This is a genomic window from Micromonospora sp. NBC_00617, from assembly GCF_045161355.1.
GTDB lineage: Bacteria > Actinomycetota > Actinomycetes > Mycobacteriales > Micromonosporaceae > Micromonospora.
In genome coordinates, this window is sequence record NZ_CP107751.1 from 573,904 (window position 1) to 588,336 (window position 14,433).

12 protein-coding genes are annotated in these 14,433 nt (G+C 73.3%); 7 read left to right on the forward strand and 5 right to left on the reverse strand.

Going from position 1 to position 14,433, the window contains the following annotated elements; translation table 11 throughout:
• Nucleotides 1-199: 199 nt before the first annotated feature.
• Entirely contained in the window at nt 200-1,177 is a 978-nt protein-coding gene (locus OG505_RS02715) for an SEC-C domain-containing protein (protein WP_405430725.1), read from the reverse strand.
• Nucleotides 1,178-1,477: 300 nt separating this feature from the next.
• Here OG505_RS02715 and OG505_RS02720 point away from each other — a divergent pair, with 300 nt between their 5' ends.
• Nucleotides 1,478-2,293, forward strand: coding sequence for an esterase/lipase family protein (locus OG505_RS02720; RefSeq protein ID WP_405430726.1), 816 nt, complete (start codon nt 1,478-1,480; stop codon nt 2,291-2,293).
• A gap of 56 nt (nt 2,294-2,349) precedes the next feature.
• Here OG505_RS02720 and OG505_RS02725 read toward each other — a convergent pair whose 3' ends face one another.
• Nucleotides 2,350-3,222: an aldo/keto reductase gene (locus tag OG505_RS02725; RefSeq protein WP_393047712.1), complete on the reverse strand. Its 873-nt coding sequence runs from the start codon at nt 3,220-3,222 to the stop codon at nt 2,350-2,352.
• Nucleotides 3,223-3,432: 210 nt separating this feature from the next.
• Between OG505_RS02725 and OG505_RS02730 the strand changes: the two genes are divergently transcribed.
• The gene (locus OG505_RS02730; RefSeq protein ID WP_405430728.1) at nt 3,433-7,512 is read left to right on the forward strand and encodes a CHAT domain-containing protein; all 4,080 of its coding nucleotides are present in this window, start codon (nt 3,433-3,435) and stop codon (nt 7,510-7,512) included.
• Here the strand turns inward: OG505_RS02730 and OG505_RS02735 are convergent.
• Nucleotides 7,491-8,066: a hypothetical protein gene (locus tag OG505_RS02735; protein WP_405430730.1), complete on the reverse strand. Its 576-nt coding sequence runs from the start codon at nt 8,064-8,066 to the stop codon at nt 7,491-7,493. The two genes, OG505_RS02730 and OG505_RS02735, sit on opposite strands and share 22 nt — an antisense overlap.
• Entirely contained in the window at nt 8,063-8,377 is a 315-nt protein-coding gene (locus OG505_RS02740) for a hypothetical protein (RefSeq protein ID WP_405430732.1), read from the reverse strand. Before OG505_RS02740 ends, OG505_RS02735 begins: the two co-directional genes overlap by 4 nt.
• Before the next feature lie 268 nt (nt 8,378-8,645).
• Here OG505_RS02740 and OG505_RS02745 point away from each other — a divergent pair, with 268 nt between their 5' ends.
• The 3 genes from OG505_RS02745 (at nt 8,646) to OG505_RS02755 (ending at nt 11,645) form a co-directional block, all read left to right on the forward strand.
• Nucleotides 8,646-9,011 carry a YciI family protein gene (locus OG505_RS02745; RefSeq protein ID WP_405430733.1) on the forward strand — a complete coding sequence of 122 codons (366 nt, stop codon included), beginning with the start codon at nt 8,646-8,648 and terminating at the stop codon, nt 9,009-9,011.
• 304 nt (nt 9,012-9,315) lie between these two features.
• Nucleotides 9,316-10,764, forward strand: a complete 1,449-nt coding sequence (gene pyk / locus OG505_RS02750; RefSeq protein ID WP_405430735.1) for a pyruvate kinase — start codon at nt 9,316-9,318, stop codon at nt 10,762-10,764.
• On the forward strand, nt 10,761-11,645 hold the full coding sequence (locus tag OG505_RS02755) for an acyl-CoA thioesterase (RefSeq protein WP_405430736.1): 885 nt from the start codon (nt 10,761-10,763) through the stop codon (nt 11,643-11,645). Before pyk ends, OG505_RS02755 begins: the two co-directional genes overlap by 4 nt.
• Nucleotides 11,646-11,676: 31 nt before the next feature.
• On the opposite strand, the gene OG505_RS02760 is transcribed toward OG505_RS02755, so the two are convergent.
• Nucleotides 11,677-12,339 carry a YceI family protein gene (locus tag OG505_RS02760; RefSeq protein WP_405430738.1) on the reverse strand — a complete coding sequence of 221 codons (663 nt, stop codon included), beginning with the start codon at nt 12,337-12,339 and terminating at the stop codon, nt 11,677-11,679.
• Between the two features lie 234 nt (nt 12,340-12,573).
• On the opposite strand from OG505_RS02760, the gene OG505_RS02765 reads away from it, so the two are divergent.
• Together OG505_RS02765 and OG505_RS02770 are read left to right on the forward strand one after the other, a co-directional pair.
• Nucleotides 12,574-13,038 carry an Rrf2 family transcriptional regulator gene (locus OG505_RS02765; protein WP_053658213.1) on the forward strand — a complete coding sequence of 155 codons (465 nt, stop codon included), beginning with the start codon at nt 12,574-12,576 and terminating at the stop codon, nt 13,036-13,038.
• Nucleotides 13,039-13,438: 400 nt separating this feature from the next.
• On the forward strand, nt 13,439-14,425 hold the full coding sequence (locus tag OG505_RS02770) for a sulfite exporter TauE/SafE family protein (protein ID WP_405430740.1): 987 nt from the start codon (nt 13,439-13,441) through the stop codon (nt 14,423-14,425).
• The last annotated feature ends 8 nt before the right edge of the window (nt 14,426-14,433 follow it).

The following is a 14,433-nucleotide window of genomic DNA, read 5'->3' on the forward strand; positions in this document are numbered from 1 at the left end:
TCCATCGCCGAATCCGCCCCGGCTGAAGCGGAAGTGTCGATCGTACGTGGAGTGCCGCGCTGGACCGGCCACGGCCATCGATGCGGCGGATACGAAGGTCGTCCGTGCGGACGGGGGTGAGAGCGGTATACCTGTGAGTCATATTTATGACTCACAGGTATACGTCTCTCCGGGGAAAGTGCCCCGGCACCCGTGCGGGTCAGTCGCGCGAGCGGGGCAGGCAGCACTTCTTGTACTTCGCGCCCGAGCCGCACCAGCAGGCGTCGTTGCGGCCGGGCGGCCAGGCGGTCAGGCCCACCTCGTCGAGGCTGTCGGCGTACTCGTCGAGGGTTTCCTCATCGATGGGGTCGTCGCCGGCGAACGCGGCCAGGCCCTCGACGGTGCCGGCGACGACGCCCAGGTCCGCGCCGCCCAGCCGGGCGGCCTCGGCGAGCGCGCGTTCGATCTGACTGCGGTGCTCGTCCCACGTCTTCGGGTAGCTGTCGACAAGCGCGGGCCAGCGCGTCAGCAACGCGTTGAAATCGGCCTCCGGCCAGTACAGCAGCGTCGCGGGGCCGTCGTCGAGCGCGTCGAGGGCGTGGGTGCTCGCGGCGCGCAGCCGGTCGGCGAGGTTGTCGTACTCGTCGTGCGGGAGGCCCATCTCCTCGCGGAGGTTGTGCCGCCGCTGTGCCAGACCGTAGATCATGGCCGCGGCCTCGTCCTGCGCGTCCTCGGACTCGTGCTGCTGGGTCCGGGTTCGTTCCAGGATCGTGTCGAGCGCCCCGGTCAGCCATTCCAACGCCAGGTCGGTGTGGCCGGCTTCGGCAAGCTCGTCGACCAGGTACGTGGCGTTGGGGTTGGTCTCCAGCAGCGGACGCAGCTCGGTCAGCTCGGCCATGCCCTCGTCGGAGCGGCCGAGGCGCAGCAGCAGACCGCCGCGCACCGCTCGGGCGTACGCGTCCTCATCGGGCTGTTCGGCGATGGCGCGGGTGGCCAGGGCGAGCGCGTCGGCCAGGTCACCGGCCTGCTCCAGGATGTCCGCGGCGACGAGCAGCGCGTACCCGATGTAGTCAGGGTCGGCGAGGCGTCCCTCGTCGACGGCGCTCACCAGTTCGGCGACCAGCGCGGCCGGGTCGGGGCTCTTGACGCCCAGGGCGCCGATCTCTTCGATGCGGTCGGCGGTCAGCAACTCGGACATGGGCGCATCCTGAAGACGACGAACGGTGGATGGGGGAGCGGCCAGCGTACTCCCGAGCATGCCGGAGCCCGGGCGGCGAACCGCCCGGACTCCGTTGGCCATCGACGTGTGCTCACGCCGGTGTCCGCTGTGGAGGGAGGCCGAATTGCCGCTTTGCGCCTTCAGTGGAACAACGGGTTACCGGCGCGTAACAAGTCATTGACGTTTCTAAATTGTTGCGGGCATGATCGTCGCACGGTCGACCGGACACCCCCACCCACCTGCCCGGTTCGCCGGGTGCCTCCCCCCGGAGGTGCAGCCATGCTGCTCCGAAAGACCGTCCTCGTCGTGTCCCTGGCCACCGCCGCGCTGCTGGCGTCCACCGGCGCCGCGACCGCCGCCACCCCCACCGCACCGGCTGCCGCCGCACCGGCTGCCGCCGCACCAGCTGCCGCCGCCTCCTTCGCCGCCGCTGCCGCGGCCAACCCGGTCATCGTGGTCGGCGGGCTCAGCGGCGTCGCCGTGGCGTACGAGCCCATCGCCGCCCGGCTGCGCGCCGACGGCTACCGCACCTTCATCTACCAGTTGCCCGGGTTGGGCCTCGGTGACATTCCCACCTCGGCCCGCGCGTTCGCCGGCTATGTCGAGCAGGTGCGCGCCAGCACCGGCGCGGCGACCGTCGACCTCGTCGCCCACTCCGAGGGCGGCCTGGTCAGCCGCTACTACCTCAAGCGCCTGGGCGGCACCGCCAGCATCGGCCGGTACGTCAGTCTGGGCACACCCCAGTACGGCACGTACGTCGCCAACATCGTGGCGTTTCTCGGCCTCGGCAGCTGCGCCGGCGTCGTGGCCTGCCAACAGATGACCATCGGCTCCGCGTTTCTCGCCGACCTGAACGCCGGGGACGACACCCCGGGGTCGGTGCGCTACACCACCGTCCGCACACTCCAGGACGAGCTGGTGCGTCCGACCGGCAACGCCGCCGTCAACGACGGGGCGACGAACGTCCTCATCCAGGCGTACTGCCCGCTGCGGGTGGTCGGGCACCTCGGCCTGGTGCTCGACGGGACCGCGTACACCATCGTGCGCGGCGCCCTGACCGACGGCCCGGTGCGACCCAACTGCCTCGCGGTCTGACCGCAGTGCGGGTGGTTCCGGCCGGGACCACCCGCACTGCCTGGGGCTCGCCTCGCTCAGCTCGCCTTGGTCAGCGCCTCGAACTCGTCGTCGGTGAGCCGCACGTCGGCCGCGGCCACGTTCTCCTCCAGGTGCGCCACCGAGGACGTGCCGGGGATCGGCAGCATCACCGGCGAGCGGCGCAGCAGCCAGGCCAGCGCGAGCTGCGCGGGCGACGCCCCGTGCTCGGTGGAGATCGCGTCCAGCGGGCCGCCCGGCCGGGCCAGCTCGCCGGTGGCGATCGGGAACCACGGGATGAACGCGAGGTCGTTGCGCTCGCAGTACTCCAGGACGTCCTCGGCGCTGCGGTTGGCGAGGTTGTAGAGGTTCTGCACCGAGGCGATCGTGGTGATCGCGCGGGCCTGTTCGATCTGCTCGACGCTCACCTCGGACAGCCCGATGTGGCGGATCTTGCCCTCCTGCTGCAACAGGGCCAGCTCACCCAACTGGTCGGCCAGCGGCACCTGCGGGTCGATCCGGTGCAGCTGGTAGAGCGGGATGCTGTCCAGACCCAGGTGACGCAGGCTCAGCTCACACTGCTGACGCAGGTATTCCGGCCGGCCCACCGGACGCCAGTCGCCCGGCCCGGAGCGGGTCAACCCGGCCTTGGTCGCGATGACCAGGTCATCGGCGTACGGGTGCAGAGCCTCGCGGATCAGCAGCTCGGACACGAACGGGCCGTACGAGTCGGCGGTGTCGATGAACGTCACGCCCAGCTCGACCGCCCGGCGCAGCACCCGCAGCGCCTCGGCCGGGTCCTTCGGGTCACCCCACACGCCCGGCCCGGTGATCTGCATCGCCCCGTAACCGAGTCGGTTGACCGTGACGTCGCCCCCGATCCGGTACGTGCCGGACGCCTTCGCGGGCTGCTTGCTGATGTCGGTGGCCATACGCGCATCCCCAATCGTCTTCGTCGCGGCGAGCAAGACAGACAACCCACCACCTCGTGATCATCCCCCCGGAGCCGGCCATCATGCCGCCGCCCGCCCGATTGTGCGCCGACCGGCGGCACGCGATCACTGTCGTCCTGCCACTAGCGCCCGTCCTGTCCGGTCTGCTACGCCTGATTCGAGTCGGCGCGGCCGGCCGGGGGAGGCGCGATGTGGCGACGGTTCGGACCCGACCCGGTCGGTCGCCTGCGGGAGCGGCTGGACCGCTTCGACGCCACCCGAGACCACCGTGCGGTCCTCGACTCCGGCGCGATCCGCGACGCCGAGGCTGTCGTCGACCTGGTGACCGCGACGCCGACGGACGGGCCGCTGCCCGAGCGGGTCGCCGAGGGCGTGTTCCTGCTGGCCTGCCTGCACTGGTACCGGTACCAACTGCTGCCCCCGGGCGAGGACGCCGACGACCTCGGCCAGGCCCTCGGGCTCACCCAGTTCCTGCTGCGCTTCGCCCCGCAGCGGGTGTCGCCGGCAATGCTGGCCCTGCTGCACGCGCACCGACCGCCCAGCGACGACGCCCCACCCGCCGAGGCGCCGCCGACCCGGTCCGGCCCGCGGTCGGCCGGGCCGGGCGCCGACGCCGCCGGCGCCCGCTACGTCGAGGCCGTCATGCTGATGGCCGCCGCGGAGACCAGCCGCGACTACCGGGCGGCCGACCAGGCCGAATCGCTGCTGCGCCAGGCCCTCGACGGTACGCCGGCCGGTGCGCCGGAGCGGCTGCACTACCTGTCCGCCCTCGGCAAGGTCCACCGTGACCAGTTCCAGCACCTCGGCCGACGACGGGCCCTCCCGGCAGCCGTGACGGCGCACCGGGAGAGCCTGGAGGCCACCGGCCTCGGCGACCCGCAACGCCCCGTGCGGCTGTTCAACCTCGGCAACGTCCTGGGCGACACGTACGAGGTCGACCGCGACCCGGCCGCGCTGGACGAGTCGATCACGGTGCTGCGCGACGCGGCCCGGGCCGCCGCCACGGGCACACCGGTGCGCACGATGGCGCGGATGAACCTCGGCCAGCGGCTGCGCGACCGGTGGCGCCTGCACCGACGCCCGGGTGACCTCGACGAGGCGGTCGACGCCTTCGCCGCGGCGCGGGGCAGCGCCGATCCCCGGGTCGCCGCGCTGCACGGCGCGGCGCTCGCCGAGCGGTTCCTGCGCGACCGGACGCCCGCCGACCGGGATTCCGCGATCGAGGCGTACCGGTCGGCGCTGACCGGGTTCGGTGGGCTCGACCCGGAGCTGGCCGGCACCGCACAGGTGGGGCTCGCCACCCTGCTCGCGGACCGGCACCAGGCCGCCGCCGATCCGGTCGACCTCGACGCGGCGATCGACGCGTACCGGGCCGCCGCCGGTTCCGGCGCGACACCCGGCGGGACGGATCGCGAGGAGCTGCGCCACGCCATGGCCGGTCTGCTGGCGAAACGGTACGAGCTGCGGCAGCGGGCCGACGACGTCACCGAGGCGGTACGGGTGCTGCGCGCCGGCGTGGCCGCCGCCCGGGACTCCGGCCAACGAACGCGTCGGCTCGCCGACCTCGGCTACGCGCTGGCGCTCGGCCACGCCGACCTCGGCGGGGTGAGCGCATTGCGCGCCGCACGGGACGCGCTGACCCAGGCGGAACGCCTGCTTCCCCGTACCGACCCGCTGCGTCACCACGTGCTCAACAACCTCGGCAACACCCTGCGCGAACTCTCCGACCTGGCCGGAGAGCCGGCGTTGCTGGAGCCGGCCGCGGTCGCGCTGCGCTCGGCCGTGGCCGCCGCCGGGCCGGACGCCGCGTCCCTGCCCCGGTACCGCTCGAACCTGGGCCTGGTGCTGCAGGCGCTGTTCGCCTCGACCCAGGACCTGGCGACCCTGACCGAGGCGATCCAGGTGCTGGCGCAGGTGATCGACACGACGCCACCCGGGCACCCGGACCGGTTGCCGGCGCTGACCAACTACGGGGCCGCCCTGAACCGCCGGGTCGAACTGTTCGTCGACGGCGCACTGCCCGCCGGCGGCGGGCCCGCCGACCAGGTCGCGGCCGGCGTCGCCCGGGACTCCGACGCCGCGGTGGTCGCCCTGCGCGAGGCCGCGGAGCTGGCCGAACAGGAGGCCGGCCCCACTGAGTACGTCCAGACGCTCGGCACCCACGCGCTGGCCCACCTGCTGCGGCACCGCCTGCACGACGACCTGCCGGCGCTCGACGAGGCGATTCGACTGCTCCGGCGACTGAGCGAGCGACAGTCGGTCGGCGCGGACCATTACCGGATCCTCACCAACCTCGCCTACGCCCTGCTGCTGCGCTACCGCGCCGCTCACGCCGACGCCGACGCCACCGCGATGCTGGCCGCGTACCGGGGAGCGGTCGACGAGCTGACCGCCGAGCATCCGGCCCGCACGATGTGTCTGAGCAATCTCGCGACCGCCCTGGAGGCGGTGGCCGACGCCGCCAGCTCCGATCCCGGCGTCGCCGCCGCGCCGGCGGCCGCCGGTGTGGGCGGGTCCGACGCGCTCGCCGAGGCGACGGCCGCGCTGTACGCCGCCGCCCACGTCGAGTCCGCCCCATCGCTGCTGCGAGCGGTAGCCGCCAGCAGGTACGCGGCGCACATCGCCCAGGCCGGCGACCTTCCGGCCGCGCTCGACGGGTACGCCACCGCGATCGAGCTGATCGACCTGGTGGCCTGGCACGGCATGGACCCCGACGACCAGACCCGCCTGCTCGGGCGTTTCCCCGGGCTGGCCAGCGACGCCGCCGCGGTCGCCATCGCCCTCGACAACCCGCGGCGCGCGGTCGAGCTGCTGGAGTACGGCCGTGGGGTCCTGCTCACCCGCGCCCACGACGCGGGCGCCGACCTGGCCGCGCTGCGCGCGCAGGCCCCCCGGCTGGCCGCCCGCCTCGCCGAACTCCAGGACGCCCTCGACGACTTCCCCGCGCCGGCCGGGGCAGCATCGACGGCGGGCCTGACAGCGACCGCCGGACCGAGCCCGGAGCAGCGGTACGACCTCGCCACCCGCCGTCGCCAGCTGCTGACCGAGATCCGCGACCGGCCCGGCTTCGCCGACTTCCTCCGTCCACCGCCCTTCGACGAGCTGGCCCGGGCCGCCGCCGACGGTCCGGTGGTGCTGGTCAACGTGGCAGCCCGGCGCTGCGACGCGCTGGTCGTCGCCGAGGGCCGGGTCAGCGTGGTGCCGCTGCCGGAGCTGACCCTGGACGAGCTGGTCGTCCGGACGGCGACCTTCCTGGCCGCGATCGCGGTGCTCACCGAGCCGGCGCCGCCGGACGTCCCGCAGCCGCAGGTACAACGTCGTCGATCGGCGGCCCGCACCGAGGTCGCCCAGACACTGGACTGGCTGTGGCGGGTCGTCGCCGCACCCGTACTCGACCGGCCTTCACCGGCCGCGCCGTCGGCGGACGTCGAACCGCCCGCGCCGCCGTCGGCCGGCGTCGAACCGCCCTCCGTGCCGTCGGCCGGCGTGGGCGGGTCGGTGGGACAGTGGCCTCGGTTGTGGTGGTGTCCCACCGGGGCGCTCACCCTGCTGCCGCTGCACGCGGCCGGTCCGATCGAGGGTGGCGACGGGGTGCTGGACCGGGTGGTTCCGTCGTACACGGCGTCGCTGCGGGCGCTGGCGCACGCGCGCCGGGGCGTCCCGGCCCGGCCCGAACCGGTCGACTCGGTGGTGTTCGTCGGCATGCCCCAGACGCCCGGCCTCGCCGACCTGCCCGGCGTCGCGCGGGAGGAGGAGATCGTCCGTCAGCACGTGCCTCGGGTCCGCTCACTGCTCGGCCCGGTGGCCACCCCGGCGGCCGTGCTCGCCGCCCTGCCCGACCAGCCGGTCGCCCACCTGTCCTGTCACGGTACGCAGGACCTGCGCGCCCCGGCCTGGGGTCGGCTGGAGCTGGCCGGCGGCGCGTTGCACGTCCGGGACCTGTGGCGGCCGGCCGGCAACCCGGCGGCGCTGGCGGTGCTCTCGGCCTGCGAGACGGTACGCGGTGGGGCGGCCCTGCCCGACGAGGCGCTCACGCTCGGCACGGCCTTCCAACTGGTCGGCTTCCGGCACGTCATCGGCGCGCTGTGGTCCATCTCGGACACGCTGACCGCGCGGCTCTGCAAGGACCTGTACGACGGGTTGTCCGTGCCCGGAGGGATCGCGCCGGACCGCGCGGCCGTGGCCCTGCACGCGGCGGTCCGCCACCTCCGCGAGGCCCTGCCGGATCACCCGGACACCTGGGCCGGCTACGCCCACCTCGGCCCCTGACGGCCGCCCGACCTGCTCGCAGGCGTCCACGGGGCGCACGCCACGCCCGGCGTCCGCGGCACGCTGACGGCTGGGGAGCCGACGGTCGCGGAGGCGGGGCGGGCGGGGGCGTACCAGGTCACGCCGACGGCTGCGACCAGCAGCGCGGTGCAGAGCAGCACCAGCCCCACCCCGGTCCGCAGGGACCGGACCGCCGCCAGGGCCTCCAGGTGGTCGCCGAGCGGGGTCGGCGGCAGCGCCGCCACCGGGGTCACCGTCAACCGGCCGTGCGCCGCACGGAGCAGCGCGAGCGCCCCGGCCACGCCCGCGGCCAGCGCGGCGAGCAGCAGAACCCCGACCAGCGCGCCCCAGCCCGCCGTGAGCGTGGTCACATCGGTGCGGCCCCGGATCAGGCTGAACCCGACCAGCGCCACCAGCAGGCCGCCCAGCCCGTTGCGCCAGGCCACCGCCGCCGCGCGGACCCGCTCCAGCTCGCCGCGCAGCAGGCCGGCCAGCTGCTGCGCGCGGTGCAGGTCGGCGACGGTCGCGGGCGGCCCCGGACGAAGCCGGATCACGCCTCGACCTCCAGCCACAGCGTCCAGTACGCCCCACAGCCGCGCAGCCCGGCGGGACGCCCCGGGTGCTCGGCCGCGCACTCGCACAGCAGCGTCCGGTAACCGGGATCGGGGGCGGTGGCGTCCTTGCGGTACACCTCGTCGACGAGCGTGGTGGTGCTCGGGTGGCCACACCGAGGACACCGCCCACTGAGCACCACCGCGAACTCGAACTCCTGCGGCCGGAAGCCCGCCGCGGCCTGCGTGGCGTACGCCTCGTCGGTCACCTCGGCGTACGGCAGTGGGCTCGACACCGGCTCGTCGTCGCGCATCCCGACCTCCCACCACCGACACCCGGACCGTCCACCGTAGTCGCTGTCGACACCCGGGCCGACCGACGTGCCGGGGCGGCGGACTGCCGGCCGACCACGCCACCACCAACCGTGGCTGCCTCGCCGTCGAGCCGTGGACTGACCCGGGGGGCAGTTGCGCGGAGCGACCGGTACCGCCGTCGTCGGCGTGCGACGCTGGGCGCGTGCCGGTGACGCCGGCTCGGGCGGCCGGCCCGGTGCGTGCCGGCGCGACGGCGGAGGGAGCACCATGGCGGGAGTGCCGCAGGTCGACTTCGCGCTCGACACGTACGAGTGCATCGTGATCTATCCCGGCGCGGCCGGCCGGGCCCTGCCCCCGGAGACCGTGCAGCGGTTGCAGGCCGAGCACATCGAGCACATGCAGGCGTTGCAGCGCAGCGGGATCATCCTCGTCGCCGGCTCGGTGGACGGCCCGGCCCGTACGCCGGAGCCGCCGATCGGCTTCGGGCTGGCCCGCACGGGCAGCGTCGACGACGTGCGCAGCGTGCTGGAGGCGGACCCCGCGGTGCAGGCCGGCCTCTACCGGGTGGATGTGTTGACCTTCCTCTGCCCGGCCGGCTCGTTGGAGTTTCCGCTGGTCAAGGCCGAGAGCTGACGGTCGGTCCAGCGACGGGTGTCGTGCTGGTGACGGCGTTGCGGCCTCCGTCGCCGCCCCCGATGTCGCGTCCGCCGCCGTGCGGCTTCGGAGCACTCGGAGTGAGCTTTCGCCGGGAGCGCCCCGACACCGCCCGCCGCGAAAGGCGTACCATTCCCGGCGCGCGGTCGCCGCTGCCCGTCGCCACAACGTTCCCGGTGCGGTTCCGCCCGCCGGTCCGACGCGCACCGCGTGTTGTTGGACACCTGTTCCGCTGCCTGCAAGGGGTCGGCCCCGAGTCCGACCTGAAGGAGAGACTAGCCTGATGGGCGTGACACGCCGCGCGAAGATCGTCTGCACTCTTGGTCCCGCCACCTCGTCCCCGGAGCGCATCCGGGGCCTCGTCGAGGCCGGCATGAACGTGGCGAGGCTCAACTTCAGCCACGGCAGCCACGCCGACCACGAGGCGGTCTACCGACTGGTCCGGGAGGCGTCCGAGGCGTCCGGCAAGCCGGTTGCCATCCTCGCTGACCTGCAGGGGCCCAAGATCCGGCTCGGCCGGTTCGCCGACGGCCCGCACGAGTGGCGCACCGGCGACTCCGTCGTGATCACCGGTGACGACATCCTCGGCACCAAGGAGCGGGTCTCCTGCACCTACCGCAAGCTGCCGCAGGAGGTGAAGCCCGGTGACCGCCTGCTGATCGACGACGGTCGCGTCGCCGTGGAGGTCACCGACGTCACCGGCAACGACATCCGCTGCCTGGTCACCGAGGGCGGCCCGGTCTCCAACAACAAGGGCGTGTCGCTGCCCAACGTGGCGGTCAGCGTGCCCGCCATGTCGGACAAGGACGCCGAGGACCTGCGCTTCTCCCTGGGGCTCGGCGTCGACCTGGTCGCGCTGTCCTTCGTGCGCTCGGCCGAGGACATCAAGCTCGTCCACAACATCATGGCCGAAGAGGGCGTGTTCCGGCCGGTGCTGGCCAAGGTCGAGAAGCCGGAGGCCGTGGATCACCTGGAGGCCATCGTGCTGGCCTTCGACGGTGTCATGGTCGCCCGTGGCGACTTGGGCGTGGAAATGCCGCTGGACGAGGTCCCGCTGGTGCAGAAGCGGGCCGTGCAGCTGTGCCGGGAGAACGCCAAGCCGGTCATCGTGGCCACCCAGATGCTCGACTCCATGATCGAGAATTCCCGCCCCACCCGGGCGGAGGCCTCCGACGTCGCCAACGCGGTGCTCGACGGCGCGGACGCGGTGATGCTCTCCGGCGAGACCAGCGTCGGCAAGTATCCGGTGCTCACCGTCAGCACCATGGCCAAGATCGTGACGACCACCGAGGCCGGTTCGATCGGGGTGCCGCGGTTGCAGCACGACCCGCGTACCCACGGCGGCGCGCTCACCGTGGCCGCCTCGTCGATCGCCCGGGCCATCAACGCCAAGGCGCTGGTCGCGTTCTCGCAGACCGGCGACACCGTCCGGCGGCTCTCCCGCCTGCACTGCGACCTGCCGCTGCTGGCGTTCACCCCGGTTCCCGAGGTGCGTGACCAACTCGCCCTGACCTGGGGCGTGGAGACCTTCCTCATGCCGTTCGTGCAGCACACCGACGACATGTTCCGCCAGGTCGATGAGGCGCTGCTCGGCCTCGACCGGGCCAACCCGGGTGACTACGTGGTGATCGTGGCGGGCAGCCCGCCCGGCACCCCCGGCTCGACCAACACGCTGCGCGTCCACCAGCTCGGCTCGCTGGTCGACGCGGCGTCGGCGCGGGCGCTGCAGTGAGCGACGGTCGGGCCGCGGTCGGCCAGGCAGCGGTCGACCAGCTGCTGGAAGTGCTGGACCTCGACCCGACCGGGGAGATGACCTTCCGGGGGATGAGCCCCCCGGTCGGTCCACAACGGGTGTACGGCGGCCAGGTTGCCGGTCAGGTCCTGGTCGCCGCCGGCCGCACGGTGGACCCGGAGCGGTTCGTGCACTCGCTGCACGGCTACTTCGTCCGCCCCGGCGACCCGGTCGAGCCGATCGAGTACCAGGTGGAGAACATCCGCGACGGCAGGTCCTTCTCGGTGCGCCGGGCGGTCGCCCTCCAGCACGACAAGCCGATCTTCTTCATGTCAGCGTCGTTCCAGCGGGCCGAGGAGGGGCTGGACCACCAGGCCCCCGCGCCGCTGGACGTGCCTGCCCCGCAGGACGTGCCGACGATGTCCGACCGGCTCTCCCGCTATCCCGAGCGGCTGGGCATCTGGGGGCAGATCCCCCGCCCGATCGACGTGCGCTACGTGGGGGAGCCCGGCTGGGTCCGCCCCGGCGACCGGCCCGCCGACCCGCACCAACGGGTCTGGATGCGCATCGACGGCAAGCTGCCCGACGACCCGCTGCTGCACGCGTGCGCCCTCACGTACGCCTCGGACCTCACCCTGCTCGACTCGGTGCTCTCCGTGCACGGTGAGGTGTGGGGGCCGGGCGGTGTGGTCGGCGCGAGCCTGGACCACGCGCTGTGGTTCCACCGGCCGTTCCGCGCCGACGAGTGGTTCCTCTACGACTGCTGGAGCCCGTCGGCGTCCGGTGCGCGAGGGCTGGCCACCGGCCGGATGTTCACCACCGACGGCCGGCAGATCGCCAGCGCCGTACAGGAGGGCCTGCTGCGCCGCGTCGGCGCCTGATCCGCTGGCGGCCTCCGGGTCGGCCGCCCTGTCACGCCGCGTGGATGGCCTCGCCGGCGATTTCGATCTGCACGGTCTTGCCGACCAGGACACCGCCGCTCTCCAGCGCGACATTCCAGAGCAGGCCGTAGTCCTCCCGGTTGATCTCGGCGGTCGCGCTGAATCCGAAGATGTTCTGCCCGTACGGATCACGGCGGGCGCCGCCGAAATTCACCTGAAGGTCCACCGCGCGGGTGATCCCCTTTACCGTCAACTCGCCGGTGAGCACGAATCGACTGGCCTCGGACTGCGGCGGGGGATTGTGACTTCTGCCTCGTCCGCCGAATCGGTGGTTTCGCAGGCGGGCCCAGTAGAAAATCGGGTCCTCGTTGCTCTGCCAGTTAATGCCCGTGCTTCGATATTCGAGCGTGGGATAACGCTCCACGTCGAGGAAGTCGGCGCTTTTCAGGTGGGTGTCCCGGTCGGCGCTCCCGGTGGAGATGCTGGCCGCCGCGATGGTGGCGGTCACCCCGGAGTGCAGCGGATCCTCCGCCACGAAGACCTCCGCGCTCGCCTCGGCGAACTCGCCGCGCACCGGGCTCACCATCATGTGGCGGGACAGGAAACCGATCCGCTTGTGCGCCTGATCGAGGCGATAGGTGCCGGCGATCGGGATGGTCATGCCATCCCAGGTGCGTGTGGCGACATCGGTCATCGTGGTGCCTTCCCCCCGGGTGGAACCGGGTGTTAATCAATGTCCTGCCCGAGCCCCCGTAACCGGTCCGGCAGTCATACCGCCCGCCCAGCATAAGGATGCTCCGAATCAGCATTCCGGGCCCCACCGGGTAATGGATCAGGCGTACGACGTTATTGGCTAATCGTCGATGCGTGACCGATCGGCCGAGGGTCGCCGAACCGGCCGGATGACCTGCGGGCTAACCTTGCCGGCATGCGTCTCTCCGCCCGGGTCGACTACGCCCTCCGCGCGGCCGCCGAGCTCGCCGCGACGGCCAGTGGCCCCGGGCGGGGGCGGCCGGTCACCGCCGACCAGATCGCGCGTGCGCAGGAGATCCCGCCGAAGTTCCTGGAGAGCATTCTGCTGCAACTGCGTCGGGGTGGCATCGTGCACGCCCAGCGTGGCCCGGAGGGCGGCTACTGGTTGGCCCGCCCGGCCGAGGAGATCTCCCTCGCGGAGGTGATCCGGGTGATCGACGGGCCGCTCGCGCACGTCCGGGGGCAGCGCCCCGAACAGCTCGGCTACCACGGTCCGGCCCGTGCCCTGCAGGAGGTCTGGATCGCGCTGCGCGCCAGCGAGCGCGAGATCCTCGAACTGGTCAGCGTCGCCGACGTGGCCGCCGGCACGTTGCCGCCCCGGGTCACGGAGCTGGTCGCCGACCCGCGCGCCTGGATCTGAGGTGGCAGCGGGCACTCCGCCCGCCCGCGTCGCCGAGCTGGCCGCCAGCCCTCGCGCCTGCACCTGAGCGTCGGCCGACCCGGGCCTGATACCCACCGTGGACGTCTGCCGCGGCGCGGCTTCCGCGAGATCTTGGACAGTTTCCGCCCGCCGCGCGAACGGAAACTGTCCAAGATCTCGCCGTGGTGGAGCGTGCGCGGTCGCGCCGCCCCCGCGCGGGCGCCCCCGGGCGGTTGGTCTGCGGGGATGTGTCGCACTGCCGGGGTACGTCGCGTTGCGGTCCGGCCCGGCTGCGCCTCGCGGTGGCGTCCCATCCCCCGGTCGGGGGCTTGACCCGGGCTGCCTCGTGCCGCATTGTCGACCAAGTCGATAGGAGATACCGAAAAGTCAGGGGGCGCTTGTGCGCAAGCTACTGGTCCTCGCTCTGGTCGGGCTCGTCGCGCAGTTGATCGATGGTTCGCTCGGTATGGCGTACGGGTTGACCTCGTCCACGTTGCTGCTGGTCGTCGGCGTCGCTCCCGCTGCGGCCTCGGCATCGGTGCACCTGGCCGAGATCGGCACCACGCTCGCGGCCGGGGTCGCGCACTGGCGGTTCGGCAACGTCGACTGGCGGGTGGTGGCCCGCATCGCCCTGCCCGGCGCGATCGGCGCGTTCGCCGGTGCCACCCTGCTCAGCTCGATCTCCACCGAGTCAGCCGCGCCGTGGATGGCAGCCATCCTCTTCACCCTGGGCGCGTACCTGCTGCTGCGCTTCGCCCGACCACTGCGTACCGACCGGGCCGGCGGACGGCTGCGCGGCCGATTCCTCGGCCCCCTGGGCCTGGTCGCCGGCTTCGTCGACGCGACCGGCGGCGGCGGGTGGGGCCCGGTCGCCACCCCGGCGCTGCTGGTCTCCGGTCGCATGGAGCCCCGCAAGGTGATCGGCTCGGTCGACACCGCCGAGTTCGTCGTGGCCGGCGCCGCGAGCGTCGGTTTCCTGATCGGGCTGGGCACGGAGGGGTTCCTGCTCCCCACCGTCGTGGCCCTGCTGATCGGCGGGCTCATCGCCGCCCCGCTGGCCGCCTGGCTGGTGCGCATCGTGCCCGCCCAACTGCTGGGCGCGGCGGTCGGTGGCGTGATCGTGCTGAGCAACGCCCGCACCCTGATCCGGTCCGCCGAGCTGGACGGCCCGCTCCGCCCCACCCTGTACGCCCTGCTGGCCGCCGGTTGGCTGACCGCGCTGGTCTTCGCCGTGCGGGCCCTGCGCCGCACCCGCCGAGCCCGCGCCACCGTCGCGACCGCCGTAGCTCCCGCCGATCTCGCCGTCGCTCCCGCCTCCCCGGCCGTCGTTCCCGCCGCCGTGGTGCCGGCGGATCTGGCCATAACGGGTACGCCCGGCCCACGCTGACCAGCGGG